This window comes from Pseudomonas reactans, assembly GCF_013387025.1.
GTDB lineage: Bacteria > Pseudomonadota > Gammaproteobacteria > Pseudomonadales > Pseudomonadaceae > Aquipseudomonas > Aquipseudomonas reactans.
Window position 1 is genome coordinate 19,623 of sequence record NZ_JACAQP010000032.1, and the last position, 26,096, is coordinate 45,718.

At 62.8% G+C, this 26,096-nt stretch carries 20 protein-coding genes; 11 read left to right on the top strand and 9 right to left on the bottom strand.

The features are described from left to right. The first annotated feature begins 9 nt into the window (after window positions 1-9). Entirely contained in the window at window positions 10-1,332 is a 1,323-nt protein-coding gene (locus tag HX793_RS24660) for a carbohydrate porin (RefSeq protein ID WP_177049145.1), read from the top strand. Here the strand turns inward: HX793_RS24660 and HX793_RS24665 are convergent. Together HX793_RS24665 and HX793_RS24670 are read right to left on the bottom strand one after the other, a co-directional pair. Next, window positions 1,329-1,943, bottom strand: coding sequence for an LbetaH domain-containing protein (locus tag HX793_RS24665; protein ID WP_177049143.1), 615 nt, complete (start codon window positions 1,941-1,943; stop codon window positions 1,329-1,331). The two genes, HX793_RS24660 and HX793_RS24665, sit on opposite strands and share 4 nt — an antisense overlap. Window positions 1,944-1,985: 42 nt before the next feature. Next, window positions 1,986-3,062: a sigma-54 interaction domain-containing protein gene (locus tag HX793_RS24670; protein WP_095016028.1), complete on the bottom strand. Its 1,077-nt coding sequence runs from the start codon at window positions 3,060-3,062 to the stop codon at window positions 1,986-1,988. Window positions 3,063-3,464: 402 nt separating this feature from the next. Here HX793_RS24670 and HX793_RS24675 point away from each other — a divergent pair, with 402 nt between their 5' ends. The 6 genes from HX793_RS24675 (at window position 3,465) to HX793_RS24700 (ending at window position 12,365) form a co-directional block, all read left to right on the top strand. Beyond that, a complete protein-coding gene (locus tag HX793_RS24675; protein WP_177060185.1) occupies window positions 3,465-4,532 on the top strand; it encodes an ABC transporter substrate-binding protein in 1,068 nt (355 codons plus the stop codon). Between the two features lie 14 nt (window positions 4,533-4,546). Further along, the gene (locus HX793_RS24680; protein WP_177060186.1) at window positions 4,547-5,773 is read left to right on the top strand and encodes an alpha/beta hydrolase family protein; all 1,227 of its coding nucleotides are present in this window, start codon (window positions 4,547-4,549) and stop codon (window positions 5,771-5,773) included. Between the two features lie 12 nt (window positions 5,774-5,785). Beyond that, window positions 5,786-6,991, top strand: coding sequence for an LLM class flavin-dependent oxidoreductase (locus tag HX793_RS24685; protein WP_177049139.1), 1,206 nt, complete (start codon window positions 5,786-5,788; stop codon window positions 6,989-6,991). Between the two features lie 4 nt (window positions 6,992-6,995). Beyond that, entirely contained in the window at window positions 6,996-8,552 is a 1,557-nt protein-coding gene (locus HX793_RS24690) for an ABC transporter substrate-binding protein (protein ID WP_177094800.1), read from the top strand. Window positions 8,553-8,703: 151 nt separating this feature from the next. Then, window positions 8,704-11,265 carry a TonB-dependent receptor plug domain-containing protein gene (locus HX793_RS24695; protein ID WP_177094798.1) on the top strand — a complete coding sequence of 854 codons (2,562 nt, stop codon included), beginning with the start codon at window positions 8,704-8,706 and terminating at the stop codon, window positions 11,263-11,265. Between the two features lie 14 nt (window positions 11,266-11,279). Further along, window positions 11,280-12,365, top strand: coding sequence for an LLM class flavin-dependent oxidoreductase (locus HX793_RS24700; protein WP_028615999.1), 1,086 nt, complete (start codon window positions 11,280-11,282; stop codon window positions 12,363-12,365). Between the two features lie 117 nt (window positions 12,366-12,482). On the opposite strand, the gene HX793_RS24705 is transcribed toward HX793_RS24700, so the two are convergent. The 7 genes from HX793_RS24705 to HX793_RS24735 form a co-directional block, all read right to left on the bottom strand. Continuing rightward, window positions 12,483-14,261 carry a dipeptide ABC transporter ATP-binding protein gene (locus tag HX793_RS24705; RefSeq protein ID WP_177094796.1) on the bottom strand — a complete coding sequence of 593 codons (1,779 nt, stop codon included), beginning with the start codon at window positions 14,259-14,261 and terminating at the stop codon, window positions 12,483-12,485. Beyond that, the gene (locus HX793_RS24710; RefSeq protein ID WP_177094794.1) at window positions 14,258-15,067 is read right to left on the bottom strand and encodes an ABC transporter permease; all 810 of its coding nucleotides are present in this window, start codon (window positions 15,065-15,067) and stop codon (window positions 14,258-14,260) included. The genes HX793_RS24705 and HX793_RS24710 overlap by 4 nt, the downstream gene beginning before the upstream one ends. After that, a complete protein-coding gene (locus tag HX793_RS24715; protein WP_177094792.1) occupies window positions 15,064-16,122 on the bottom strand; it encodes an ABC transporter permease in 1,059 nt (352 codons plus the stop codon). The genes HX793_RS24710 and HX793_RS24715 overlap by 4 nt, the downstream gene beginning before the upstream one ends. Then, window positions 16,115-17,671: an ABC transporter substrate-binding protein gene (locus HX793_RS24720; protein WP_177094790.1), complete on the bottom strand. Its 1,557-nt coding sequence runs from the start codon at window positions 17,669-17,671 to the stop codon at window positions 16,115-16,117. Before HX793_RS24720 ends, HX793_RS24715 begins: the two co-directional genes overlap by 8 nt. Window positions 17,672-17,675: 4 nt before the next feature. Beyond that, on the bottom strand, window positions 17,676-18,863 hold the full coding sequence (locus HX793_RS24725) for an LLM class flavin-dependent oxidoreductase (RefSeq protein ID WP_177094788.1): 1,188 nt from the start codon (window positions 18,861-18,863) through the stop codon (window positions 17,676-17,678). A gap of 137 nt (window positions 18,864-19,000) precedes the next feature. Beyond that, a complete protein-coding gene (locus HX793_RS24730) occupies window positions 19,001-19,732 on the bottom strand; it encodes a class II aldolase/adducin family protein (RefSeq protein ID WP_028615993.1) in 732 nt (243 codons plus the stop codon). Between the two features lie 15 nt (window positions 19,733-19,747). Next, on the bottom strand, window positions 19,748-20,791 hold the full coding sequence (locus HX793_RS24735; protein ID WP_095016018.1) for an ABC transporter substrate-binding protein: 1,044 nt from the start codon (window positions 20,789-20,791) through the stop codon (window positions 19,748-19,750). Between HX793_RS24735 and HX793_RS24740 the strand changes: the two genes are divergently transcribed. Genes HX793_RS24740 through HX793_RS24755 form a run of 4 tightly spaced genes read left to right on the top strand, consistent with a single transcriptional unit; the run spans window position 20,790 to window position 25,972 of the window. Next, complete coding sequence (locus tag HX793_RS24740) at window positions 20,790-21,080, top strand: hypothetical protein (protein ID WP_177049123.1); 291 nt, start codon at window positions 20,790-20,792, stop codon at window positions 21,078-21,080. The genes HX793_RS24735 and HX793_RS24740 overlap by 2 nt on opposite strands. A 4-nt stretch (window positions 21,081-21,084) precedes the next feature. Next, window positions 21,085-22,317: an acyl-CoA dehydrogenase family protein gene (locus HX793_RS24745; protein WP_177049121.1), complete on the top strand. Its 1,233-nt coding sequence runs from the start codon at window positions 21,085-21,087 to the stop codon at window positions 22,315-22,317. 51 nt (window positions 22,318-22,368) lie between these two features. Then, window positions 22,369-24,135: an ABC transporter ATP-binding protein gene (locus tag HX793_RS24750; protein WP_177094786.1), complete on the top strand. Its 1,767-nt coding sequence runs from the start codon at window positions 22,369-22,371 to the stop codon at window positions 24,133-24,135. Beyond that, window positions 24,128-25,972 (top strand): ABC transporter ATP-binding protein, encoded by a 1,845-nt coding sequence (locus HX793_RS24755; RefSeq protein ID WP_177049117.1) that lies wholly within the window; start codon window positions 24,128-24,130, stop codon window positions 25,970-25,972. The genes HX793_RS24750 and HX793_RS24755 overlap by 8 nt, the downstream gene beginning before the upstream one ends. Window positions 25,973-26,096 lie beyond the last annotated feature (124 nt).

Here is a 26,096-nt window from a genome sequence, read left to right on the forward strand (position 1 = left end):
GAGCCTCCCATGCGCACCACCCTCCCCCTGGCCCTGCTCTGCAGCGCCATGTCGACCTGCGCCTTCAGCGCCGGATTACTGGACCCAAACTCACCCGCCATGCTCGGCGACTGGAACGGCCTGCGCCCGCAACTGGCCGAGCAAGGCTATGACTTCACCCTCAAGTACGTCGGCGAAGTCGGCTCCAACCTCGGCGGCGGCTACAACTCGCACACCACCGCACGCTGGAGCGACCAGTTGATTCTCGGTGTGAACATGGACTTGCAAAAACTGCTCAGCTGGCAGGACGCGATCTTTCGCATCGGCATCGGCGAGCGTCACGGCAAAGACATCACCAACGACCGCGTGCATCAGCCGAACGCCACCGGACTGACCTCCACCATGGAAGTGTTTGGCGGCGGTAATGCCTGGCGGCTTTCGCAGTTCTGGTACGAGCAGAAATTCTTCGAGCGCAAATTCGCCTTGAAACTGGGGCGCTTCGGCCATGGCGAAGACTTCGATCAGTTCCCCTGTGAATTCCAGAACGTGACCCTGTGCGGCTCCCAGGAAGGCAACTGGAACGGCGTATGGAATAGCTTCCCCATCAGCCAGTGGGCGGTGCGTGCCAAGTATCAGTTCACCGATGAGTTCGCGGTGCAAGTGGGTGCCTATGACAAAAACCCTGGCAATGCCGAAGCCAGCAATGGCTTCAAACCCTTCATCAGCGGCTCCCAGGGCACCAGTTTTCCCATCGAGGCCATCTGGAAAGGCCAGGTTGCCGGGCTGAGTTCCGAATACCACGTGGGTTACTACTATGCCAACGCCAATACCAAGGACATGCTCAAGGACGCCGACGGTAACTTTGCCGCCAGCTCGCAAAAGCCTTATCGGATGTATTCCAGTAATGACGGTTGGTGGCTGTCGGGCCAGCAGCAGTTGACGACGGTCGACGGCAACAATAAGCGCGGGCTCAACCTGTTTGCCAACCTGACGATGAATGATCCGGACAAGAGCGTGATCAAAAACCTGATCCAGGTCGGCCTGATCTACCGCGGCCCGTTCGATTCACGCCCAGACGACACTGTCGGCATTGGCGCATCGAAACTGCAGGTCAGCGACCGCTATACCCGTAACACGCAGATGCTCAACGCCGTCAATGGCGTAACCGCCATTGATGACCCGTTGTACGTGCCCGAGCAGCGCCGCGAATACAGCTACGAAATCAACTACGGTGTACAAGCGACAAAATGGCTGATGGTGCGGCCCAACCTGCAATACGTGAAGTACCCCGGCGGGCTGACGCAAACCACCGGCGCAGTCGTCGGCGGCGTGCAGTTTATCGCCGACTTCTAGTCTTTCTCTGCATCAAACACCTGCCCGCGCCCCACCACGCTGGCAGGCTTGAGCAGCGCACCTGGCGCCAATACCGCATTGGCGCCGATCCGGCACTGGTCACCGAGCAACGCGCCAAACTTATCGCAACCGGTGCTTTGCAACGCCCCGTCCACTCGTACCAACACTTCTTTGTCATCGCGCTCATTGCGGTAATTGGCGACGATGCTCCCCGCCTCCAGGTTGATCCCCTGCCCCAGCACCGAATCACCGACAAAGTTGAAATGCGCCAGCTTGCTGCCGCTGAACACGAAGGACGTCTTCAACTCAGCGCCGGGGCCGATGATGCAGTGTTCATCCAGCCAGCAACCGCCACGCAGCAGCGAGCCGCTGGCAATGAAACAATGCGCACCGACAATCAATGGCGGTTTGAGCAAGGCACCGACCTCGACGGTGGCAGTCCGGTGGACCGCGATTTCATTCTGGATGACGTACTCGTCGGCCGGCAGTTCGGCTAACAATTGGCGAACGATGGCGGGCGCCTGGGTGACCAGCGCCCAAGGCGTAAGGTCAGCCCAGGGCGCCAGGGCAGAATCGGAAAAAACGGCGATGTAGTCAGCAAGTCGAATCAACGTCGAACCCTCGAGCGGTCAGCGAAGTCCGAAAACCTAGCATTACTGGCCGTCGAGTAACACCGGTTTGCCCAGTTCACCGATCTTTTCCAGGCGGGCCCGCACGATATTGCGGCTGATATTCAGCAGGCGGCCGGTCTGCAATTGATTGCCGTGGCAATAGCGATAAGCCGCGCGAAAAATCGTCTCTTCGATGTGTTCGTAGAGGTCTGGAATGTTCTGTTCGAACAATGCGTTCAGCGCACTTTCCAGGTCGACCGGACCACTCAGGGCGGGCGGCGCGTGGCTGGCCTCGTCCTGGCGAATGCCCGAAGAGCGCATGTCCACCAAATGCAGGTCCGCCGGTTGCACCCGCTGGTTACGGCACACCAGCAAGGCGTGGTGAATGGCGTTTTCCAGCTCGCGAATATTGCCCGGCCAGCTGTGTTCGAGCATCTTGCGCTCGGCCTCGATGCTCAGGCTTGCGCGGTTGTAACCCAGGCGCTGACAGTGTTCTTCAAGGAAGAATTCGGCCAGCGGCAGGATGTCGCCCGGCCGTTCGCGCAGCGGGGGCAGGCGGATGGTTGCGACGTGCAGACGGTAAAACAAGTCCTCGCGAAAATGCCCGGCCACTACCGCGTCAGCCAAGTTGACGTTGGTGGCCGCCACCAGCCGAACATTGATCGGGATCGGCGTGCGCGAACCCAGGCGCACCACTTCACGCTCCTGCAAAACCCGCAGCAATTTAACTTGCATGTTCAGCGGCAAATCGCCGATCTCATCGAGGAACAGCGTGCCGCCATTGGCCGCTTCAAACCAGCCGGCCTTGTGGGTGGTAGCACCGGTGAACGCGCCTTTTTCATGGCCGAACAGTTCGCTTTCCACCAGGGTTTCGGCAAACGCACCGCAATTCACCGCCACAAAGGGTTCACGCCCGCGACGGCTCAGATTGTGGATATGCCGTGCGACCAATTCCTTGCCGGTGCCGGTCTCGCCAATGATCAAGGTGTTGGCTTCACTGGGGGCCAGGCGCTCGATACGCGCCAGCAATTCCTGGGAGCGCGGGTCCTTGAAGACCAGCACGGTGGCACGCACCGACTTGGTCAATTCGCGGGCATTGGGATGGGTGATCAGCGACATGGTGCATTCCTGGCAGTAAAAGCGCGTGCTCAATAGTGCATGAAGTTTTCTATACCATTTAATTATTAATTAATATTTATATATACCCGTTTCGAATATACCAACACCCCTACCCTTGACTGCTGCTGGAGCAGCAATCGGCCAGCACTTGCGTGTTTGCACATCAGCAGCCGAGACAGGATCACCTCCCTGCCACCACCGCTGAAACCCTTGTAGTACGTGGTCTAGAGCGATTGTGGCAGCGACTGGCATGCAATCTGCTCTCTCCCTGTCAACACAATCCCCCTGTAGGAGCCGGCTTGCCGGCGATAGCGTTTTTTCAAACGCTGCAAGGCTCAAGGACCCCATCGCCGGCAAGCCGGCTCCTACAGGGGATTGCCAATTCAAGTAGGGAGAAGCCCCATGAAAAATGTATGGCGCAGCAGCATTGCCGCCCTGTTCGCCCTTTTTGCGAGTACTGCCATTCAGGCCGCACCAGCCTCAGTGAAAATCGCCATCGTCGCTTACACCCAAGGCGGCAAGCCGGTATTCGGCGGCATCGCCGGGCGCGTGATCGAGGACGGCTGGCTGGAAGCGCAATTGCGCGAACGCGGGGTGAAACTCGAGTGGATCGCCCTGCCCCACGCCGGCGCCGGCCCGCAGATCAACGAAGGCTTCAGCAACAACAGCCTGGACTTCGCCGTTCGCGGCGACCTGCCATCGGTGATCGCGGGAGCCGGTGGTGTGCCGGGCAAGCTGATCGTGCCCGGCGGCAGCGGCAACAACATCTACCTGGTGGTGCCCGAAGGCTCCAGCGCCCAGACCATCGAAGACCTCAAGGGCAAACGCCTGGCCCTGCACCGTGGCCGGCCGTGGGAGTTTGCGTTCAGCAACTTCCTGGCCAGCAAGGGCCTGACACTCGATGACTTCAAGATTGCCAACCTCAACCCACAGGTGGGCGCGGCGGCGGTATCGGCCGGCAAAGTCGATGCGGCAGTGCTGCTCAGCGAGGCCTATGCCCTGGAAGACAAAGGTGTGGGCAAGATCATCTGGTCGACCAAGCAAGGCAGCAACGACTGGCGATTGGTCTCTGACCTGTGGGGCACCGACACCTTTGTAAAACAGTATCCGCAGATCACCCAACTGCTGGCCACCGCTTGGGTCAAGGCCGCGTGGTGGATTTCTCAGCCGCAGAACCAGGACGCCTATTACCAACTGTCCTCCCGCGCCGGCACCGCCGAAAGCGTGCTGCGTCGCGACGACCAGAACGACCCGGTGGCCTGGAAAGAACGCTGGGCGCCAAAAAGTGATGCGCAGCTCAAGGCCCATTACCAGGCTCTGACGGCCTATGCGCTGGCCAACCACCTGATTCGCGACACCTACGACATCGGCCCGTCACTGGCTACCGGCTTTACCCACCAGGCCCTGATCGACCTGAAACTCACCGACTACTGGCCGGCCCTGCGTGGCCAGGTCAGCACGAATCCTTGATAGGGAAATGATTGATGAAACTGCCCCATTCCTTCGCTTTCGGCCTCAGCGTATTGGCCTTGTCCATGAGTGCGCTCGCGGCTGACGTGTATGCACCCAAGCCCGACCCGCTGCAAGGCGATGGCCGCGTCTCGGCGTTCTACACCTGGGAACAAGCCATTCCCGCCGTTCCCGGCAAATTGCTGCGCAGCGAGCCGCTGGACAGCACCATCAGCCTGGCGAATGCCGCCAGTGCCCAGCGCATCCTGTACACCTCCACCGACGGCATCGATAACAAGACGCCCATCGTGGTCTCCGGCGCCTTGTTTCTGCCTAAAGGCAAACCACCTGCCGGCGGATGGCCGGTGGCAAGCTGGGGCCATGGCACCGTCGGCGTGGCGGATGTGTGCGCGCCGTCCTGGCAAGGCCGTTCCTACCGTGACGTGGCTTACCTCAACCGCTGGCTGGAAGAAGGCTTTGCCGTGGTCGCCACCGACTACCAGGGCCTTGGCGTGCCCGGAGGCCACCCATTGCTTAACAGCCGTATGGCCGCCTACGGCATCCTCGACGCCGCCAAGGCTGTGGTGGCCGGGGTACCAGGGCTGGCCGATAAAGTGTTGATCGTCGGTCAGTCCCAGGGGGGCGCGGGCGCCTTTGCCGCGGCGGCCTACGCGGCAACCTATGCGCCGGACCTGGGCGTCAAGGGCAGCATCGGTACCGGCGTGATCTACACCCTCGACTACGCGAAAAACCCCAGTGAGGCAGTGCGCAACAAGGTCGACCCGACGTTGGCCTACGGCTTCTACACCTTGCTTGCCGCCCAGCAATACGACCCGAGCATCAACCCGGCGGACTTCTACACCGACAAGGCGCTGCCGATCTTCGAACAGGCCCGCACCAGTTGCCTGTTCGCCCTGGAAGGCGACGTGGAAGGTCTCGGCCTGAGCATCGCCAACACCAAGAAAGACTACAAGGGCAAGCAGCTCGCGCCGTGGCTGGCGCAGGTTTCGTACCCGACCCTGAAGACCTCCAAACCGATCTTCATCGGCACCGGCGCCGAAGACACCACCCCCGCCGCCGCGACCCAGGTGAAGCTGATGCAGGACGCCTGCAACGCCGGCTCCGTGGTGGAAGGCCATCTGTACAAAGGCCTGGGCCACAGCGCGACGGTCAATGCGTCGCTCAAGGACTCGATCCCGTTCGCCCACAAAGTCATCAACGACCAGCCGATCACCCCGATCTGCGCCCCGACCGCCCAGTAGGCAGGAGGCTTCATGAGCATCGAATTCTTCACCCGCTTGCCGTTGCACGGCGAAACCCAGTTCCTGCCCGGCGATCCGCGTAACCGGGGCGACTGGCACCGTGGCGGCGCCAACAGTACCGGTGCAGTCTCCGGGTTCAGCGTGGGCGATCACTTTACCTACATCGACTACCTGGGCCAGATTGCCAAGGCCGCCGAGATCAATGGGTTTGGCGGTGCGTTGATGGTCAATGCGCCGACCGGCGAAGAACCCTGGACCGTCTGCTCATTGCTGGCCCGCGAGACGCGCACTCTGCAGTTCGTCACTGCGTTCCAGCCCTACCACTACACCCCATGGGTCGCGGTGCAACAAGCTGCGACGTACCAGCGCGCAACCGGCAATCGCTTGGTGTGGAACATCATCAACGGTGGCTCGGACGCGATCCAGCGCCAGGTCGGTGACTACAGCGAGCACGATGAACGCTACGAACGCGCCACCGAGTTCATGGACGTGGTCAAGGGCTATTGGCACAACGAGACCTTCCACTACGATGGAAAATTCTACAAAGCCGACGGCGGTGGCCTGCGTGGGCCGTTGAAGAAGGCCGAGCTACCGCTGATCTGCACCGCCGGTTCGTCGATTGCCGCACGGGAATTCGCCGCCAAGCACGCCGACTTCTACCTGATGCGCGCCGAGCATCCGGATGAAATCGCCGCGCTGATCGCCGACCTGCGCCAGCGCGCACTGAAATGGGGGCGTACCGACATCCGTTTCGGCCTGTCAATCGACGTGATCACCCGCGAGACCGAAGCGCTGGCGCGCACCGAGGCCAAGCGTTTCTTCGACGAAGGCATCGCCCGTGGCGCGGTCAAGGCCGTGGCGGCGCATGCCGGGCTGCGCACAGCGCGCAAACTGAGCTACGAACACGGTTTTGCCGAGAAGAACGAAGCCCAGGGTTTCGACGACTTCTTCATCCATCCGAACGTGTGGACCGGCTTCGGCTATATCGGCATTCCACCGGGTTGCGCGCTGGTGGGTAGCTACGAGAACGTGGTGGCGCGGATTCGCGAGTACAACAGCATCGGCATCGACCTGTTCTTCCTCGCGGGCTACCCGCACCTGGAAGAAGCCTATCGCCTCGGCGAGCACATCCTGCCGCATTTTCGCAGCGAGCGCGTCGAGCTGAGCCGACCCCAGGAGCCGCTGCGCGAGCTGCATTCGGCCAACGGCGGAGCCTGAGACCATGACCTTTCTGCTGAGCCGCCGAGACTTTCTCGGCTACAGCGCCACCGTCGGCGGCGGCCTGCTACTGACGGGTTGCGGCCCGAGCGACACACCGGCCGGCGTGACCGGCAACGACCAGCCGCGTTATGGCGGACGCTTGCGCCTGGGCATTCTCGACGGCAACCAGAGCGGCAACCTGGACGCGCATAAACCGGTGGGCAGCGGCATCGTTCGCGGGTTTGCGCTGTACAGCAAGTTGTGGGAGTGGGACGAGCACATGCAACCGCGCCTGGCCCTGGCCGAACTGGCCGAGCCAAATGCCGATGCCAGCGCCTGGACCCTGCGCCTGCGCCCGGGCCTGGAGTTCCACAACGGCAAGACCATCGATGCCGACGACCTGATCTTCTCGATCCGCCGCCTCACCGACCCGCAACTGGCTTCGCCCTATGCCGCGCTGTTGCACTGGGTGGATCGCGACAATCTGGTCAAGCTGGACCATCGCACCGTGCGCCTGAGCTTTCGCGAAGGCCGCAGCTACATGCCGCTAGCGGAAACCTGGGTCAACTTCGGCGGCATCGTCCCGGTGGATTACCATCCAGTGACCAACCCGGTGGGTGCCGGCCCCTACCAGTTGAAAAGCTTTACCCCCGGCCAGCGTTCGTTGTTCACCCGCTTCGAGAATTACTACAAAGACGGCAAGCCCTATGCGGATGAACTTGAAATCATCGACTTCAAGGACCAAGTCTCACGCCTCGCCGCCCTGCGCGCCGGGCAGATCGACATGGCCAATGTGCTGCCCACCGAACAATTGCCGATCCTGCAAAAAGACCCGCGCCTGCAGGTGATCAAGTCGGTGTCTGGCAATTGGCTGTCCTTCGACATGAACCTGGACAAGCCGCCGTTCAACGACCCACGGGTACGCGAGGCGTTTCGTTTGCTGGCGGACCGGGAGGAGTTGGTACGCCGCGCGCTGAATGGCCAGGGTCGCGTAGCCAACGACTTGTATGCACCCAGCGATCCGACCTTCAACCACAGCCTCGGCCCACGCGCTTACGACCCGCAACGCGCAGCGCAATTGCTCAAGGACGCCGGCCAGGAAAACCTCGAGGTGGAATTGATCACCACACCGGGGCAGGGTTTGAGTTCGGCGCTGGTCCTTGCCGAACAAGCCAAGCGCATCGGCGTGACCCTGAAGGTCAAACAAGTCGACCTTGCCACCTTCCAGGGCCCGCTGAAAAACGACTGGACCCTGAGCACTGGCGGCAGCATTGGCGCACCGTTCCTGGCCAGCGCGATACACACCGACGCGCCGTTTGCGGTGTCAAACAAGACCCACTTCAACGACCCGCACTTCAGTGAACTGTTCCTTGCCGCCATGGCCCAGCCCGACCTGGAAAAACGCAAGGCCCTGGTGCATCAGGTGCAGCAGATCCAGTACGAACGCGGTGGCATGTTGATCTGGGGCTACGCCGACCTGCTCGACAGTGTGTCGACCCGCGTCGGGGGTGCCCAGGCCGAAGAGTCACTGTTCAGCACCTGGCGATTCGAGAAGCTCTGGCTCAAAGACTCAGCCTGACCCAATGAAACCGCACCCCCCTCTGTAGGAGCCTGGCTTGCCGGCGATGGGGCCCTCAAGCCCTGCGCCGACCAAACGGACGCCATCGCCGGCAAGCCGGCTCCTACAAGGGTCGTGCGCCCTTCACTCTTTTTTATGGGGCATTTCTGCCATGCACGCTATCGCCTTGCGTTTACCCCTGTTGCTGGCCGCAACCCTGCCGCTGCAGGCCTTTGCTGCTGATACCCAACTGCAGACCGTGACGGTGCAGGCCAGTAGCGCCGAGTCGGATGACGACGCCCTGCCCACCCGACCGCCGACCTCGGTGTACGGCGGCACCGAAACCAAAGTGCTCGACACTCCGCGCTCGGTGGTGCAGGTCAATGCCGAGCAATTGGCCAACGGCTCGATCCACAGCGCTGATGACTTGGTCAAATACGCACCTGGCATCACCCGTGGCGGCGGCCAGAACGCCGGAATCGCCCCGCAGTTCCGCGCCCAGGGTTCGGAGATTTTCCAGGACGGCCAGCGCGGTTATGCGGTGCGCCATCCGGCCAACTTCAACGCCTATGAAGGCGCCGATATCGTGGCTGGCCCATCCTCGGTGACCTACGGTTCAGTGTCCGGCAGCGGCGGTTACGTCAATTACCTGAGCAAAAAACCGAACTTCAATGAGTTCAAGACCAAACTCAGCGGTGAATTGGGGTCATGGGTGCCGGACGGCACGTCACGCAGCTCGAATAAATTCAGCCTCGACAACACTGGCCCGCTGAGCGACAACCTGGCCTACCGCGTCAGCATCACCAAGCAGCGCCAGCAGGATTTCTACGACAACGTCGACAATAATTTCGATGCGTTCTACGGCGCCCTCGCCTGGCGCAACGACAACGTTCGCGTCGATTGGAACGCCAGCTACGACAACTATTACGACTACAACATCACCCACGGCTGGAACCGCGCTACGCAGAACCTGGTGGACCACGGCAAGTACTATGCCGGCCGTGCCACGCCCATCATCCAGAACGGCAACACCCTATGGTCACCGGTGCTGGCGTCCGGCGCTGCGGACGCGCCGACCTTGGGCTGGGTCAAGCGCCAACGTAATGCACAAGGCCAATACAGTGTGGTCGACGGCAGCTTCCAGGCCGCCTCGCCGAACACCCAGGCCAACCCCGGCAGCCTGCGTGGTTGGGTGTATGACCCGACGCTCGCCGGCAATGGCGAACAGTCGCTGTCGTCGCAGACCGGGCAGCGCAAGGAGGATGAAAGCAGCTCGCGGCGCTTTACCACGCAACTGCGCATCGAGGCCGACCTGTCGCCGAGCATCACCGTGGCCAACAGCACGTTCTATGAACGCTCCAAGGACATCACCGACGCGGTGGGTGCGTTCCAGGTGCAGTCCAAGGACAACATTTTCGACAACCGTTTCGAGTTTCGCACACGCAATGAAACCCAACTGGGCGGCTGGACCCTGCGCGACGACAGCAACACCGGCCTGATTTACCGCCGCGAATTCAACCAGTCGATTGCCGCCAATAACAGCTTTGGCTCGACCATCAACGCCTACGACTTGACCCAGAATCCTTCCGGCAAGAACCCCGGCGACCTGCTCGGCCTGGACGGCAGCAACCCTGCCGGCGGCAACGCTGCGTGGATCGGCCAACCCGGCGTGCCGCAGTACTCCAACTACTACGGATGGCTGAACCTGCCGCCGATGTACGCGGCCGGGCATGGCCTGTACGCCGAATCCGTAGCGCCCTACACCGCTGAAAGCACCTGGACCACCAAGACCCTGTTCAGCCAGCACAACCTCAAGTACGGCGAGTATTTCGGCCTGAACATTGGCGCCAGCCGCAGCTGGATCCAGGCCGAAATCGACAACCCGTTCGTGCTCGCTGGCGGCAACCGGCGCAAGGACAGCGACAACTACCGGCTATTTGCATTTCAAGTCAGCCCGTACGTGAAGCCCACCGAAAACACCACGCTGTACTACACCTTCGACCGCTCGCTGGCGGTCAATACCGGGTTCTTTTCCAACGGTTTGGGTTGGGGCAGCGGCACCGGTGCCAACCAGCTCAACCCGCTGGCATTCCAGAGCCTGAGTGTGCTGCACGAAGTCGGCGTCAAGGTCGAAGCCGTGCCCAACCAGTTGTTCATGACCTTGGCCGCGTTCAAGCAGGCCCGCGACCAGGCGCCCGACAGCAATAACAACATCGCCCGGCTGATGATCAAGGGCGTGGAAGCCACCGTGCGCTACCAACCGGATGACCACCTGCGCAGCGGTTTGAACCTGTCCAAGCTCAACGCCTACAACGAGTTCACCTCACAGGCGGGCTTTGCTTCAGCAGGCTTCATTCCCGACAACGGCACCGTGTTTGGCGACAACAACAGCCTCAACCAGCGGCCCTCCGGGCGTTACGACGCGGTACAGATTCCTGAGTACACCGCCAGCGGCTACGTGGACTATCGCTTCGATTCTGGCTTCGGTGCCGAACTCTCCGGCTGGTGGACCAGCAGTTGGTATCTGAACCTGAGCAAGACGGTGAAGATCCCCGACGAATACAACCTCGACCTCGCCGTGTATTACCGCCAGCCGCAGTGGAGCACCACTTTGCGCGTGCTGAACCTGACCAATGAACTGAATTTCGTCAGCGGCCTGGCCGGTTCCACCAATACCTTCTTGCAACCCATGCCTGGCCGCACCTTGCTGGCCCAGGTCGACTATCAATTCTGATCCAGGAGCACCGTATGTCCATTGAATTTGTCGGCATGATTTTCCCCCGCCAGTGGTCCGAAACCCGTGGCGTGCGCAGCCCGGATTTCGACCTCGACTTTATCCGTCACCATGCCCGCGCCCATGAACATGCCGGCTTCGACCGCGTGCTCATCGCCAGCGGCCCCGGCAGCGCCGACAGCTTGCAGATCGCCGCCTACGCGGCGGCGCACACCGAGCGGCTGGGCTTCATGATCGCCCACCGTCCGGGCCTCACCGCGCCGACCGTCGCGGCGCGGTCCTTCGCCACGCTGGACCACACCACCGGCGGCGGGCGTATTCGCCTGCACGCGATCACCGGTATCACCGCCGAGCCGCAGGAAGGTGACTTCCTGCTGGACAAGACCGAGCGCTACCAACGCACCGATGAATACCTGCAGATCGTACGACGCACCTGGACCGCCGAGGAACCCTTCGATTTCGAGGGCAAGTACTTCAACATCAAGGGAGCCTTTTCGCCGGTCAAGCCGCTGCAACAGCCGCACATCCCGATCTCGTTTGGCGGGTCATCGGACATCGCCTACCAGATCGCGGTGAAACACGCGGACTTGTATGCGCTGTGGGGCGAGCCGTTGAATGGCGTGGCGGAGCAGATTGCCAAGCTCAAGGCGGCGGCACAGGCGGCGGGGGTTACAGCGCCGCGAGTGAGTTTGTCGGTGCGCTTGATCCTGGGCGCGACCGAAGAACTGGCCTGGCAGCGTGCGGAACAGATCCTCGCACAGATCAAGGCCAACCCGCAGTTCGCAGCCGGCAGCCCGTGGCAAAAGCGCATCAAGGGCACCGGTTCGGAACGTTTGCTCGCGGCAGCGGCACGGGGTGATCGTCACGATCGTGCACTGTGGATGCCAACCGCCACGGCCGTCGGCGCCTATGGCGACACCACCGCCTTGGTCGGCACGCCGGAGACGGTGGCACAGGCGTTGTTGGATTACGTGGATTTGGGCGTGACGACGTTTTTGAACCGGGGGTATGACCCGCTGTATGACACCGTGGATTATGGGCGGTGGATCATTCCGGCGGTGCGTGAAGAAGCACGGCGCAGGCAGGCCAGGGTTGCGTAAGGGCGTATGACGCCATCGCCGGGAAGCCGGCTCCTACAGTCGATCGCGTGTATAGGTGTGCGGCACAAACCTGTAGGAGCCAGCTTGTCGAATCGTCGCACCGCGTAGCGGTGCCCGTCACCCCAATGACGGCGAATGCTCCAGCAACGCCCGCGTATACGCCGCCTGCGGCCTATCCAGCACCTCATCAACCACGCCTTGCTCCACCACCCTACCCGTCTTCAACACCAGTACCCGGTCTGCAATCGCACGCACTACGCCGAGGTCATGGGTGACAAACAGCAGCGTCAGCCCTTCGCGCTGCAACTGGCGCAGCAGGTCCAGTATCGAGGCCTGCACCGAAACGTCCAGCGCCGAGGTGATCTCGTCGCAGATCAACAGCCTCGGCTCGCACAACAGCGCACGGGCGATGGCTACGCGCTGGCGCTCGCCGCCTGACAGGCTATGGGGATAGACATCGGCCACTGAAGCCGGCAGTGACACACGTTCAAGCACCGCCTCAACCCGCTGTCGCGCAGCTGCCCCCTTGATCTTGAAGAAGTGTTCCAACGGCGCACTCAGGGTCTGGTACACCGTTTGCCGTGGGTTCAAGGCCCGATACGGGTTCTGGAAGATGTACTGAATCTGGTGCCGCAAGCCCGCATCACGCTGGCGAGACTGCAGGGGCAGCGGTCGACCGGCGTAACTCAACGCCCCTTCGGCGTTTTCGCCAAGGCCTGCCACTGCCCGCGCCAGGCTGGTCTTGCCGGAACCGGACTCGCCGACCAAGGCCAGGCACTCGCCCGGCTGCACCTGCAGCGTGATATCGAATAAAACCTGGCGGTCATAGGCGACATTCAAGCCGCTGATCGTTAAAAGTGCGGGTGCAATCTGTGCCGAAGCAATCGCAATCGGCGCCAGCGCAATCGCTTGCACCGGCTGAACGTGGGGTGCGATACACGCCACCTCATGGCCAACGTCCAATGCGTGCAATTGCGGCTCCAGCGCCAGGCATGCGGCGCTGAACCGCTCACAACGCGGCCCGAAACTGCACCCTGGCGGGCGCTGCCCCGGCGCCGGCGCATGCCCGGCAATCGCTTTCAACTCACGCCGCCCGGCCACGTCCGGTATCGCCCTCAGCAAGCCACGGGTGTAGGGATGGGATGGCCGACTGAATAACTTATCTCGCGACGCCATTTCAACAATGCGCCCGGCGTACATCACCATCACCCGGTCTACCAGGTCCTTGATCACCGCCAGGTCATGGGACACATACACCGCCGCCACGCCCTGGCTTTTGCACAGTCGACGCAGGGTCGCGAGGATATGCGCCTGGGTGCTGACGTCGAGGGCAGTGGTCGGTTCATCCAGTACGATCAGGCGCGGGCGCAGCACAAAGGCCAGCGCGAGCATCACCCGTTGTTGCTGGCCGCCGGACAATTGATGAGGGAAACGGCGCAGGAACTCAGGGTCTTGCGGCAAACCGACGTCACGCAAAGTCTCGCTGATACGGTGTTGCTGCGCCACACGGTCGAGCCCCGAGGGATGCACCGCCAAGGTTTCGCGCAGCAGGTGACCGATGCGCAGCGCAGGGTTCAACGCCGTCGCCGGGTCCTGCGCCACATAGCCGATCAGGCTGCCGCGTGCACGACGCAACGCCTCACCCTCCAGGCTCAACAAGGCCTGCCCAGCCACCTGCACCTGCCCGTCGACAATCCGTGCACCCCGCCGCGCATGGGCCAGCAACGCGGTCGCCAGGGTGGTTTTGCCCGACCCCGACTCCCCCACCAGCCCAAGAATCTCACCGGCCTGCAGGCTGAACGAGATGCCCGACACCACATCCACCTGCCCCGGCAACTCCACACGCAGGTCAAGGACCTGCAGGACCCCAGTGTCGATCTCCGTTATCGCGTTCATCGCTGCTGGTCTCCCATCCGTGCGCTGCGCCGGCCGATGCCTTCGGCGAGGATATTGGTGCCGTAGGCAAACACGCCGATCAGTATCGCCGGGGCCAGTACCGCCCAGGGCTGCACCAGCAAGCCGGCCTGGTTTTCATTGATCATCAAGCCCCAGTCCGCCGTGGGCGGCGCCACGCCGTACCCAAGAAAGCTCAAGCCCGAGAGCATGCCCACGCCCCAGGTCAACATATTGCCGAAGTGCACCAGCAGCGGTGTGAGGATGTTCGGCAGAATCTCCTTGAACAGGATTCTGCGCCGCGAATAGCCCATCATCTGCGCCGCCTCGACGAACTCCTGCCCCGCCACCGCCACGGCACTCGCGCGCGCCAGGCGGATCACGCCCGGGATGAAGGCGATGGACACGGTCAACACAATCAGCCACGGCGCGCGGCCCAGCATCGAGACGATCAACAGCACCAGAATCAGGTCGGGAAAGGCCAGGGACACATCCGCCGACCACGTGATCAACTGGTCCAGGCGCCGCCGTGATAGCCCCGCCAGCAAGCCGAGCGTGCTACCGATGGCCAACGCGATGCTCGCCGCCGCCACCGACATCCACAGCACCGACAAGCCGCCGTTGAGCAAGCGCGACAGCACGTCATGCCCCAAAAAATCATACCCCAGCCACGCCGACCCGGCAGGCGCGCCATACACCGGCCCCACCATATCGGTCGAACCATGGGGCGCCAGCCAAGGGCCAAGCAACGCGAAAGCAATCACCAGCGCCGTGACCAGTGCACCGTTGCGGATTTGCGGCTCGTTCATGCATCACCTCGCGAACGCCGCCACCACGGCGTGATGCCCCGGCGGTTGCGTTGAATCATCGTGACCCGGCGCGCCGTGCGCAGCTTGGGCGTGAGCAGCACGGTCAACAGGTCGGCGAGCAGGTTGATCAACACCACCGCCAAGGTGATCACCAGCACAATCGCCTGGATCATCGGCAGGTCGCGCATCTGGATTGCCGCGTTGAGGGCCGTGCCGATGCCGGGGTAGCTGAAGATCACCTCGGCCAGTACTGCGCCGCCGATCAGCGTGCGCAGGGTCAGCGCCACGCCCTGGATCGCGGGGACCAATGCGTTGGGCAAGGTGTGGCCCCACACGATGCGCCGATAAGGAATGCCGCGCAGGCGCGCCGCCACCACGTAATCAGAATCGAGCGCTTCGATCATCGCAGCACGCACCATGCGCGTGAGGTATGGCAGTGCGGTGAGGCTCAGGGCCAATACCGGCAGCACCAGGAACTTGAGCTGGCGCAGCAGCGACTGGTCGGGGTCGAGGATCGACACGGCGGGCAGCCAGTCCATGTGGGGCATGGAAAACAGCAGCACCAGACCGATAGCCAACAAAAAGCCTGGCGTGGCCTTGAGAAAGATCAGCAGCGACAGGCTCCAACGGTCCAGTCGACTGTCCCGGCGCAGCGCCAAGGCAACGCCGAGCGCCAGTGCGGCGGGCACCACGACCAGGATCACCCCCGTCAGCAACACCAGCGTGTAGCCAAATCGGCCCCACAGGATATCGCTGACCGGCGCATTCGAATCCAGCGACTCGCCGAGATCGCCGCTCAAGGCTGAGCCGAACCAGCGCAGGTATTGCCAGAGGATCGGCTGGTCCAGGCCCAGTTGGTGCTGGAGTGTGAGGATACTTTCCAGCGGCGCATCCGGGCCGAGGATCACCCGCGCCGGGTCCGAGGGCAGCGCCTGGGTAGCGATGAACACCACCAGGCTGATCAGCCAGGCGGTGAGCAGGCCATAACCCAGGCGCCCGATAAACCACGACAGCCAGGCAGGCGTGCGCGGGGACTTGCAGGACGGCTCAGACATGGTTCAACCACAACTCGTCAAAACGCCAGGAAGCGAAGGTGGTCTGCTCCGGCGTCAGGCCGCCGACCTTCACCGACGCCGCGTCCAGCACATCGTTAAAGCCCCAGATCAACAGGCCGCCACGCTCGTGCTGGATTTGCTGGGCTTCATGCACCAAGCTTTTGCGCAGCTCCAGATCGGGCTGGGCCAGGGCCTGGCGATAGAGGTCGTCGAAACGCCGATCATGAAAATTGCTGCGGTTGTAGATCGCCAGCGGCGCGTCGTTGTGCAGCGCCGACGCCAGGAAGCCACGGGCCGGTGTAGAGCCTGGCGACAGTTGCCATTGTTCGCGTTGCGGACCATTGAAGACCGCGCCGTCAACCTGGGTGACACGCACGTCCACACCGGCTTTTTTGGCTTGCTGGGCAAATACCAAGGCGGCATTCACACCGGGTCCTGGTGGGGTGGTCAACGCCACCCGCAAATCGGTCTGCCCGGCCTGGCGCAGGAGCGAGCGCGCCTGTTCCAGGTCATAGGGGCGTTGCGCGATTGCGTGGTTGTAGGTGGGGTCATGGGGCGAATACAGGTCGTTGGCGACCCGCCCAAAACCGTTCAGGCCACGGCCTACCAGCTCTTGTCGATCCGCCAGCAAGCGGAAGGCCTGCCGCACCCGCACGTCATCAAACGGTGGTTTGGCCAGGTTCAGGTTGAAGCCAGTAAACGAGGTACTGGGCGATACGCACAGCGACAACCGCGAATCGGCCTTGAGCAATGCGCTGTGCTCAGCCTGCACGCCACTAGCGACATCGATCTGCCCGGCGCGCAAGGCGGCGACGCGGGACACCTGGTCCTTGAATTCGATGATTTCCAGCTCATCGGCGTAAGGTTGGCCGGGCTTGTAGTAGTTCTCGAAACGTTCGTACAGCGAGCGCTGGCCAGGCACGAAACGTTTGAGTTTGTAGGGGCCGGCGCCTACCGGGTTGGTGATCGGGTCGTAGTCCGTCGGCACGATGCCGCCAAAGCTGATCAGGGTTTCATCCAGTGGAAAGAAACTCTGGCCCTGCTTGAAACGGATTTCGATGGTGCGCTCATCCAGCTTGCGCAACGCGTTGCGGTCAATGGCACCGACCAACCCAGCAAACGGCGAGGCCAGTTTTGGATCGGTGAGGCGCAGCAACGAAAACAGCATGTCATCGGCACCAATGGTCTTGCCATGGTGGAACTCCAGGCCCGGCTTGATGCGGATGGTCCAGGCGCTGGCATCGGCATTCGGCTCGGCAAACTCGGCCAGGGCCAGGCGTGTGCTGACGTCTGTGTTCCATTCCCAGAACTTGCTGTATAGCGCCCAACCGCGAATGATCCCGCCGCCCACCGGTTTATGCGCGTCCAGGTTGCCGGACTGGTCGCCATCGATAATGCCGACGCGCAGGCGGCCGCCGCTCACCGGTTTGCGGGTGAGCACCGCCGCGCCCTGGGAGGCGGCACCGCTGTCACAACCGGCGAGCAGCAAGCCGCCGCCAATGGCCAGGCTATGGCCGAGAAACGCTCGGCGGGAAAATCCATCATTCATTCGATCAAGCCTCTTCGCGCTGTTCAGTCGTTTGCGTGACACCCAGGCGCGGCACTTCAAAACCGTGGTCCAGGTCCAGCAGTGGAAACAGCAGGTCTGCCACGCGGTGGGCTTCGTCGATCAGCGGGAAACCGGAGAGGATGAAGGCCGAGGTGCCCTGGGCTTCATATTCGCGAATACGCTCGGCGACTTGTTCGGCGCTGCCCACCAGGTAGGTGCCCGCCGCCGGGCCGAGGATGTTGAAACCGAACAGGCTCGGGCCCAGCCACACGTTGGGGTAGATCTCCAGCTCACGCGCGGAGGGCAAACGCCCGGAGCGGATGGTCTCGACGTTGCGCTGGGTTTGTGGGTCGTCGCTGTGGAACGCCTCGAAGCTCACACCGGGCGGCAGCTGGCGCTCAATCGCATTTCGCGCGGTGTGCAGCGAGGTGCGTTGCAGCAGTTTTTCGGCGTGGGCCCAGGCTTCTTCCTCGGTCTCGCGCACGATGATCTGCAGGCGGGTGCCGAAGGTCAGCTCGCGGCCGATCTTCGCGGCTTCGGCCGCCACCTTGCGAAACTTTTCACCGAGTTTCGGCGGTGTGTTGGCGAAACTCAGGTACACATCCAGCAGTTGTACCGAATGCTCGACGCCCGGCCCCGAGGTGCCGGCGCCCCAGAGCGGGATACCCGGTTTCTGGTAAGGCGGATGCCAGCCACCCAAGGGATGGCTGGCGGCGCCCGGCGTCCGGGGGGCGAGCTTGACGTAATCACCGTCATAGCCCCGCGTATCACCCGCATAGAAGCCCTGGAACGCTCGCCAGTATTCGAGGCTGAATGCATAACGCTCGTCATGGGGATAGTGCACGCCGAGGGTGGCGAGGCCGGCGTCATTGCCGTTGACCACGTTGAACAGCAGGCGACCGTTGGAGAACTGGTCGAACGTCAGCGCCCACTTGGCCAGGACCGCCGGCGACAGCTCGCCCGGGTGTTGCGCCACCAAAAAGCGCAGGCGTTGGGTGGCGTCGATCAGCGAGGCGGCAACCGCGAGGCTTTCGTTGGGGCTGGAGCCGAGCAGCGAGCCGTAGTAGCCGAGGCGATCGCTGGCGACCGCGAGTTGTTTGATATGTTGAAAGTCGGTTTTCCAGCGGCCTTCGGGTTCCCACGGGTAAGGGCCATCCGGGGTGGTGAGGTACCAGAGAATCTTCACAGCCATGACAAACATCCTTGAATAGATCGCCATCCCTGTAGGAGCCGGCTTGCCGGCGATAGCGGTGCATCAGGCAACATCGATGTGGGATGTGCCGCCGCCATCGCCGGCAAGCCGGCTCCTACAGGGGGTTTGCGGTGTGGTTAGTTTTTGCGGTCGATGGCGGGTACAAGGCCCAGCGCAGTGGCCTGCTCAAACAACCCGCTCATCTTCCACTGCTGGGTCAACACGCCCGGTCCATAAGCGCGGGAACCACCCAGTGCATCGGCGAGCAATTGCAGCTGTGCGCCCTCCTCCAGCAACAGGATGAATTCCGCCGTGGCGCGCAGCCCTTGCTTGCCCCACACGGTGGAGCCGCCGTTGGCTTCAAGGATCGCCAGGTTGAAGGGGTTTTCGGCGATCTTGTCGAGGATGAAGTCCACTTCCTGCTGGCGACGGTCGATGTACACCGGCAGTTCACGGGCCAATTGATAGCGCTGCACCGGAACGTAATGGAACGGCAATGTGCGGTGGGTCTGGGCCCAGGCCCCCAGGTACGGCGAATGCACGTGGGACACGGTGGTCACGTCCGGGTGTTGCTGGAACAGCTTGGTGTAGCGCCCCAGGCCACCTTTGCCCTTGCCGAGGATCACATTGCCGGCAAAGTCGGTGACGGTGGCTTGCAGCGGTTTACGGTAGTTCCACGGGCCGCCGTAGTTCACCGACACCAGCAGTTCCTGGCCGGGCACGCGCTCGATAAAACCGACGGTGCCATTGGCAGTGATGGTGTTGGTTTCACGGAATACGGTGAAAGCCTCTTCGGCCTCCAGCAGCACTTTGTCGACAAAGGCCTGCAGTTCGAGGCTGATCGGTTGAGCGTGGGCAATGGCAGTCATGTGAGTTCTCCGGTTTCAGGCGCGGCGCTTGGCCAACAGTTCATGGGCAGCTTGCAGAGGGCGCGGGTCGACCCAGTCGACGATGGAAAAATCGCGTTCCAGGAAGCCGTGCAGGTAGAGAAAGTCTTTTTGGGTGGTGAGGAATTCCAGGCGCTGTGCCGACAGATCCGGCGCCAGGGTGGTGTGGAAATCGCCGCGATAGGCTTCGGCGACTCCGGCACTGCCGGCGCGGGTTTCCTCTTCGAGAATCGCGTTGAGGCTGTCGCGATGGTTCGCCGCCCACTCTGCCGCGCTGAGGGTTTGCGCAAGGAAGCGCACCACCAGGTCAAAGTGGTTGTCCAGCAGGCTCTGGTGCACGGTGATTGGCCGAGGCGTGCCGTTGTTGATGCGATAACGCGGTTCGGCGATCAGATCCAGGTCGATGCCCACCACCAGGCCCAACCGGCGCGCCGCATCGGCCGCCGAAGCGCCCTTGACGTAGACCGCGTCCACCTCGCCGCGCACCAGGTAATCCAGGCCCGACCACAGGCGCTGAAGCCCTTGTTGCGGGTCCGGCGCTTGCTCTTGGTCGTGCAACGCCACTTCCACCAGCTCCACGTCATCAAACCCCAGGCCGGCCAGGCTCAATGCACCCTTGTAGCCGTGCAGGCTCATGGCTCGAGCGATGCTGCCGGGGCGACTGTCGCCCCAGGCCGGCAGGGCCAGGCGCTTGCCTTTCAGGTCTTCGGGCCGGGTGATGCCGGAGTCCGGACGGACCAGAATGGTCTGCCACTCCTCGATCCAGGTCAGGCCGATTAATCGGCTTGGCGCACCTGCAGCACGTGCTGCCAATGCGGGGACATTGCCGCCTTCGCGAAAAAGCCCCGGCAGGTCGTGATCGTAATGGTGGCGACCCAGTTGGCGAGCCTCCTGCAACGTGGACACCGGCAGGCCATCCGGGGCGAACTCTTCGGTCAACCACCCCAGCTTGTAGGCGATGCCGGACGCAGTGGGCACCGGGCAGCGGGTGAACCAGATCTGCTCAAGCTCAGGCGTGGGCAGGACAGCGGAAAGGGTCATGGGCAGCTCCATTGAGTTGGGCAAGTCAGTGGAGGGAGGTATTGCAGAGGCCGTGCCAATTGGCGTGAGCCCCGGTTTACAAGGGTACTGGTGCTTGCTGGAGCAGGCGACTGCTGACCTGCCAACAGCACTGTTGCTGCGCCAGCAGCCACTTGCTCGAGCTGCTTCTCCAGCAGCACCCCAGCCTGCGCAGCCCCTGTACAGCATGGCTTTTCACATTGGCTTGGAACTTGCTCAAGCCCATTCCAACACCGCAATCCCTTGGATGCGAACCAAACCAGAAGGATGAATGCATGACTACATTTGAACAGGCGCCCGTTCGCCACCTGCACAGCGAAGCCGAGGCCATTGCTGCCGCCAAGGACATCGCGGTGGAAATCGCCGCCATCGCCGCCGACAGCCAGCAGAACGGCCAACTGCCCTGGCGCCAGGCGCAACTGCTGTCCGAAAGCGGCATCACCGCCATCGGCGTGCCCAAGGCCTTTGGCGGGCTCGGCGCTTCGGTGCAAACCATCGTTGAAACCGTACGCATCATCTCGGTGGCCGATGGCGGCGTCGGGCAACTGCTGCAGATCCACAACGTGATGCTGCGCGGGGTTTTCACCGGCTACCCGGAGGCGGTGCGTGATCGCCTGGTCAGTGACGTGCTGGCCGGCAAACGCTTCGGCAATGCGCTGGCCGAGGTGGGCGGCAAGAACAAATTCGCGCTCAAGACCCGCGTCGATCGCCGCGAAGATGGCGCGCTGGTGCTCAATGGCAGCAAGTTCTACTCCACGGGCTCCTATCTGGCCGAATGGATCTCGCTCACGGCCGCCTCTGATGACGGCGGCGCCGGCGTGCTACTCAACCGCAATGCACCGGGACTCACGCTGGTGGATGACTGGGAAGCCTTCGGCCAGAAGAACTCGGTCAGCGGCACGGTGAATTTCGACAACATCGTGCTGGACGAAGACTACGTGTCACGTCGCAAAGGCCCGATGAAACGCACCGGGCTGACCTTCCCGCAGATCCTCCACGCCGCTATCGACACCGGCATCGCCGCCGGCGCCCTGGCCGCGGCAGTCGACTATCTCAAGCACAACGCCCGGCCGTGGGTGGAAAGCGGCGTCGACCACGCCAATGAAGAGCCGCATATCATCAAGCAGATCGGCGAATACGCGGTGGCCCTACGAGCGGCTGAATCCCTGTTGCGTGATGCGGCGCGGGTGTTCGACCTGCATGAACTGGATCCGGAGAACAAGGAACTGCAGGATGAGTTGATCCTCTCGGTGGCCACTGCCCGCGCGCATTCCGACAGCGCTTCGCTGAAGATCTCCAGCGATATCTTCTCGCTGCTCGGCGCCAGTTCCTCGCTGAGCAAGTGGAACCTGGATCGCTTCTGGCGCAACGCCCGCGTGCACACCACCCACGACCCGATCCGCTGGCGCTTGCACCATGTGGGTAACTACTACCTCAACGGTGTGGACCCAGGCGAATACACCGCGATCCTGAATGCCAAGGAAACCCAGGGCGCCACTCGAAAATAAGCCATTCGGGCCGTGCGCGGCCCTTTCCTGTTTTTGCCTGATGAGCTTTTCATGATCGAACAACACCCTCTTCTACGCAGCCTGGCGATCTACCGGGAAATGCCCTGGCGATTCACCCTGGTGGCTGCGCTGTACGTGGCCATCAACTTGGGGCTGGTCTGGCAACAATGGCTGATCGGACATGCGGTGAATGATGTCAGCGCCGGCCGAGCCGTGGTCCATAACGCCGACGGTAGCCTGGACGCGAGCCTTGGCTGGTATTGGCTGGGGCTGATGCTCGCCGTGGCGCTTGGGCGCGGTGTGCTGCAATACATCGCCAGCGTGCTTTCGCTGGTGATCAGCCAGGAACTGCTGACGCGCCTGCGCGAACGCATCCTGGCCCAGGTGCAAAGCCTGCACCTGGGCTATCACTGGCAGCACGGCATGGGCGAGATGATTACCCGGACTACCCGCGACGCGGACAAGGTGCGCGATGCGCTGATCACCTTCTGGCGCCAGTTGGTAGAAACCCCGCTGGTGGTGCTCGCCACAGTGGGCCTATTGAGCTGGTACCACCCGCTGCTGGGGCTGGTGCCGCTGCTGTTGACGGTCACCGGGTTGTGGATTTTCGTGCGCCAGACCGAACGGTTGGTAAGCCTGGACCGCGCCGTAGGCAGCGCCTATGACCGGGTCAACCAGGACCTGAGCGAAGGCATTGGCGGCGTGCGCGTGATCAAGTCATTTGCCCTCGAACAGCCACGTATCCAGGGGTTTTCCGATCAGGTCGCGGTGTTCGCTGCATTGGCCCGCCAGGCACTGGCCTATTCCAGCTCACGCATCCCGCTGCCGCAGGCGGTCGTTGCATTGGGCCATGTGTGGATCCTGGTGTACGGCGCGCACTTGGTCGCAGCCGGGCAATTGGGGACTGGCGAACTGGTGACCTCACTGCTGATCGCCACCACCCTGGTGTTCCGTATCGAGGGCATCGGCCGGGTCATGCAGATCTTCGCCGATGCCCGCGCCAGCGCCGAGCGAATCTGGCAATTGCTCGACGCCCCGGCCGAGATCCGCAACGGTACTGCCACCCTGCCCGCCGGTCCCCTGGGGCTCAAGCTGGAACAGGTCAGCGTGACGGCGCCAGGCGGGGGGCGTGACATCCTTCACGACTGCTCACTGACCTTGCAGCCTGGTGAAATCGTCGCCTTGGTCGGCGCCACCGGCACCGGCAAAAGCCTGCTGGCGGGCCTGCTGCCGCGCTTGAGTGACGTCACCGCCGGGCGTCTGCTGCTGGGTTCAGACAGCGCCGGCTGGCAAGACATCCGCGAGCTGCAACTGGGCCCGCTGCGCAAGCGTGTTCACGTGGTGCCCCAGGAAAGCTTTCTGTTCGCCGGTACCCTGGCCGCCAATCTGCGCCTCAGCGCGCCCGCTGCCACCGACGAGGAACTGCGCGAGGCGCTACGGCTCGCCGCCGCTTCAGACGTGTTGCAGCGCCTGCCCCTCGGCCTGGAAACTCCCTTGGGCGATCGCGGCGTGACATTATCCGGCGGCCAGCGCCAACGCCTGTGCCTGGCCCGCGCGCTATTGGGTAAACCGGACATCCTGTGCCTGGACGATGCCACCAGTGCCCTTGACGCCATCAGCGAGCGCCAGGTGCTGCACAACCTGCGGCAACTGCATGGCACCACGGCGCTGGTGATCTCCAGCAAGCTCTCGACCATCCTGCTGGCTGACCGTGTGCTGGTCCTGGACAACGGCAAGATCTGCGCCGAAGGCCCGCACGCCGACCTGCAATCATCCAATCCGTACTACCGCGACCTGCTGGGGATCGACCATGGCTAACCCGCTGCCAGGCAAAGCCTTGAGCGACATCGAAATCGAAGAAATGCTGGCCAAAAAAGCCCTGGATCGCAGCATGTTCAAGCGGTTGCTGCCTTTACTGAGGCCCATCCGTCGGCAGATCCTGGCGGTGATCGGCATCGAAATCCTGCTGGTGTTCACCGTGTTCCTGCGGCCGTGGTTCGTGCGCGAACTGCTGGATCGCGGGCTGATTCAACAGGCCGACCACTGGCTGCTGGATGAGCGTCTGGTGGTATGGCTGGGGCTGGGCTTGGCGGCCAGTTGGCTGGCGCGCTTCCTGCTGGCCGGGGTCTCGCAGTTCATTGCCGGCAGCGCCGCGATCCGGGTGTTGAATGCCTTGCGCGTGCAGGTGTTCGCCCATGTGCAAAGCCTGAGCGTGAGCTACTTCGACCAGACCCGTGCCGGACGCATCATTTCCCGGGTCGACCGCGACGTCGACGCCCTCGAACCCTTGGTGATCCAGGGCCCGCCGGAATTGCTGGGCGCGGTGCTGCGCTGCGGCCTTGCCTCGGCGATGCTGTGGCGCATCGACCCACGATTCTTCTTGAGCCTGGTGGCGACGGTGCCGTTGCTGGTGCTCGCCACGTGGAGCTTCAAACGCATTTCCCAGCGTAACTGGGCCACGGTTGCGGAGAACCGCAGCCGCTTTACCGCGCACCTGGTGGAAAGCGTCAGCGGTGCGCGCCTGTTGCAGCAATGCGCCCAGGAAGCACCGAACCTGCAGCGTTATCGGGGTTTGCTGGATGACTTTAACCTGGCATTGATTCGCGGCAGCGTGCGTTCGTCATGGTTTGCACCGTTCACCGCGCTGCTCAGCTCGGCGGGTATTGCGGTGCTGCTGTTGGTGGGCGCGTATGGATTGGCGGCGGGTGATGTGAGTGTCGGCCAGGTCGCGGAAAGTCTGTTCTATGTGTTTTTGTTCCTCGGGCCCTTGCAGGAGCTGTCGGACCTGTTTGAACGCTACGCGACCGGCTCGGCCTCGGCCCAGCGGATTTTCCTGCTGCTGGATACCACGCCGCTGATCGTAGACCGTGAGAGGCCCCAGCCGTTGGAGCATGCGCGCGGCGAAGTGCATTTTGACAACGTGGGCTTCAGCTACGGCCAGGCGCCCGTGATCACGGGCCTGGACCTGCATATACCGGCCGGTGAAGTGCTGGCGATTGTCGGCCCCTCCGGACACGGAAAAAGCACGCTGGTGCAGTTGCTGACGCGGTTTTACGAAGCGCAGAGTGGCGCCGTGCGGCTGGACGGCATTGACGTACGCGATCTGGCCCAGCACACCTTGCGCCGTCACGTTGGCGTGGTGTTGCAGGACAATGTGCTGTTCAGCGGCAGCATCCTCGACAACCTGCGCCTGGCCGCGCCACGGGCCGACGACAGTACGCTGATCGCCGCCGCCCGTGAGTTGGGCGCCGATGAGGTGTTGGAGCGTCTGCCGCATCAGTACCACACTGAAGTGGGCCCTCTGGGGGCGCACTTGAGCCACGGTCAACGGCAGCTGGTGTGTCTGGTTCGCGCTTACTTGGCGGATCCCGCGGTGTTGGTGCTGGATGAGGCGACGTCGGCGGTGGATATTCATACGGAGCGGCGGATTCAGCGGGCGTTGCGGCGGCTGTGTGAGGGGCGTACGGCGATCATCATTGCGCATCGACTGGCGACGATTCGTGATGCGGACCGGATTGCGGTGGTGAGGCATGGGCAGGTGGTGGAGCTGGGACCGCATACGGCTCTTATCGCGCGGGGTGGCGCGTATGCAGCGTTGTATCAGACGTTTTTGCGTGGTGTCGGAAGCCGTGAGGTTGGGGCGCTTTTGTTGTAGGTGATGGGTTGGGGGCATATCCGTTATTTGGGTGATGGCGGGTATTGGTTCCGCCCTTACGGCGGGTCACTTTGGAAAAGCCCCAAAGTAACCAAAGGGCTCTTGCCCCAACACTCGGCACCTC

Excerpts from the sequence above, each read along its gene's own strand:
- HX793_RS24660 (WP_177049145.1), top strand. The coding sequence starts at position 10 with ATGCGCACCACCCTCCCCCTGGCCCTGCTCTGCAGCGCCATGTCGACC.
- HX793_RS24670 (WP_095016028.1), bottom strand. The coding sequence starts at position 3,062 with ATGTCGCTGATCACCCATCCCAATGCCCGCGAATTGACCAAGTCGGTG.
- HX793_RS24675 (WP_177060185.1), top strand. The coding sequence starts at position 3,465 with ATGAAAAATGTATGGCGCAGCAGCATTGCCGCCCTGTTCGCCCTTTTT.
- HX793_RS24680 (WP_177060186.1), top strand. The coding sequence starts at position 4,547 with ATGAAACTGCCCCATTCCTTCGCTTTCGGCCTCAGCGTATTGGCCTTG.
- HX793_RS24685 (WP_177049139.1), top strand. The coding sequence starts at position 5,786 with ATGAGCATCGAATTCTTCACCCGCTTGCCGTTGCACGGCGAAACCCAG.
- HX793_RS24690 (WP_177094800.1), top strand. The coding sequence starts at position 6,996 with ATGACCTTTCTGCTGAGCCGCCGAGACTTTCTCGGCTACAGCGCCACC.
- HX793_RS24695 (WP_177094798.1), top strand. The coding sequence starts at position 8,704 with ATGCACGCTATCGCCTTGCGTTTACCCCTGTTGCTGGCCGCAACCCTG.
- HX793_RS24700 (WP_028615999.1), top strand. The coding sequence starts at position 11,280 with ATGTCCATTGAATTTGTCGGCATGATTTTCCCCCGCCAGTGGTCCGAA.
- HX793_RS24705 (WP_177094796.1), bottom strand. The coding sequence starts at position 14,261 with ATGAACGCGATAACGGAGATCGACACTGGGGTCCTGCAGGTCCTTGAC.
- HX793_RS24710 (WP_177094794.1), bottom strand. The coding sequence starts at position 15,067 with ATGAACGAGCCGCAAATCCGCAACGGTGCACTGGTCACGGCGCTGGTG.
- HX793_RS24715 (WP_177094792.1), bottom strand. The coding sequence starts at position 16,122 with ATGTCTGAGCCGTCCTGCAAGTCCCCGCGCACGCCTGCCTGGCTGTCG.
- HX793_RS24720 (WP_177094790.1), bottom strand. The coding sequence starts at position 17,671 with ATGAATGATGGATTTTCCCGCCGAGCGTTTCTCGGCCATAGCCTGGCC.
- HX793_RS24725 (WP_177094788.1), bottom strand. The coding sequence starts at position 18,863 with ATGGCTGTGAAGATTCTCTGGTACCTCACCACCCCGGATGGCCCTTAC.
- HX793_RS24730 (WP_028615993.1), bottom strand. The coding sequence starts at position 19,732 with ATGACTGCCATTGCCCACGCTCAACCGATCAGCCTCGAACTGCAGGCC.
- HX793_RS24740 (WP_177049123.1), top strand. The coding sequence starts at position 20,790 with ATGGGCAGCTCCATTGAGTTGGGCAAGTCAGTGGAGGGAGGTATTGCA.
- HX793_RS24735 (WP_095016018.1), bottom strand. The coding sequence starts at position 20,791 with ATGACCCTTTCCGCTGTCCTGCCCACGCCTGAGCTTGAGCAGATCTGG.
- HX793_RS24745 (WP_177049121.1), top strand. The coding sequence starts at position 21,085 with ATGACTACATTTGAACAGGCGCCCGTTCGCCACCTGCACAGCGAAGCC.
- HX793_RS24750 (WP_177094786.1), top strand. The coding sequence starts at position 22,369 with ATGATCGAACAACACCCTCTTCTACGCAGCCTGGCGATCTACCGGGAA.
- HX793_RS24755 (WP_177049117.1), top strand. The coding sequence starts at position 24,128 with ATGGCTAACCCGCTGCCAGGCAAAGCCTTGAGCGACATCGAAATCGAA.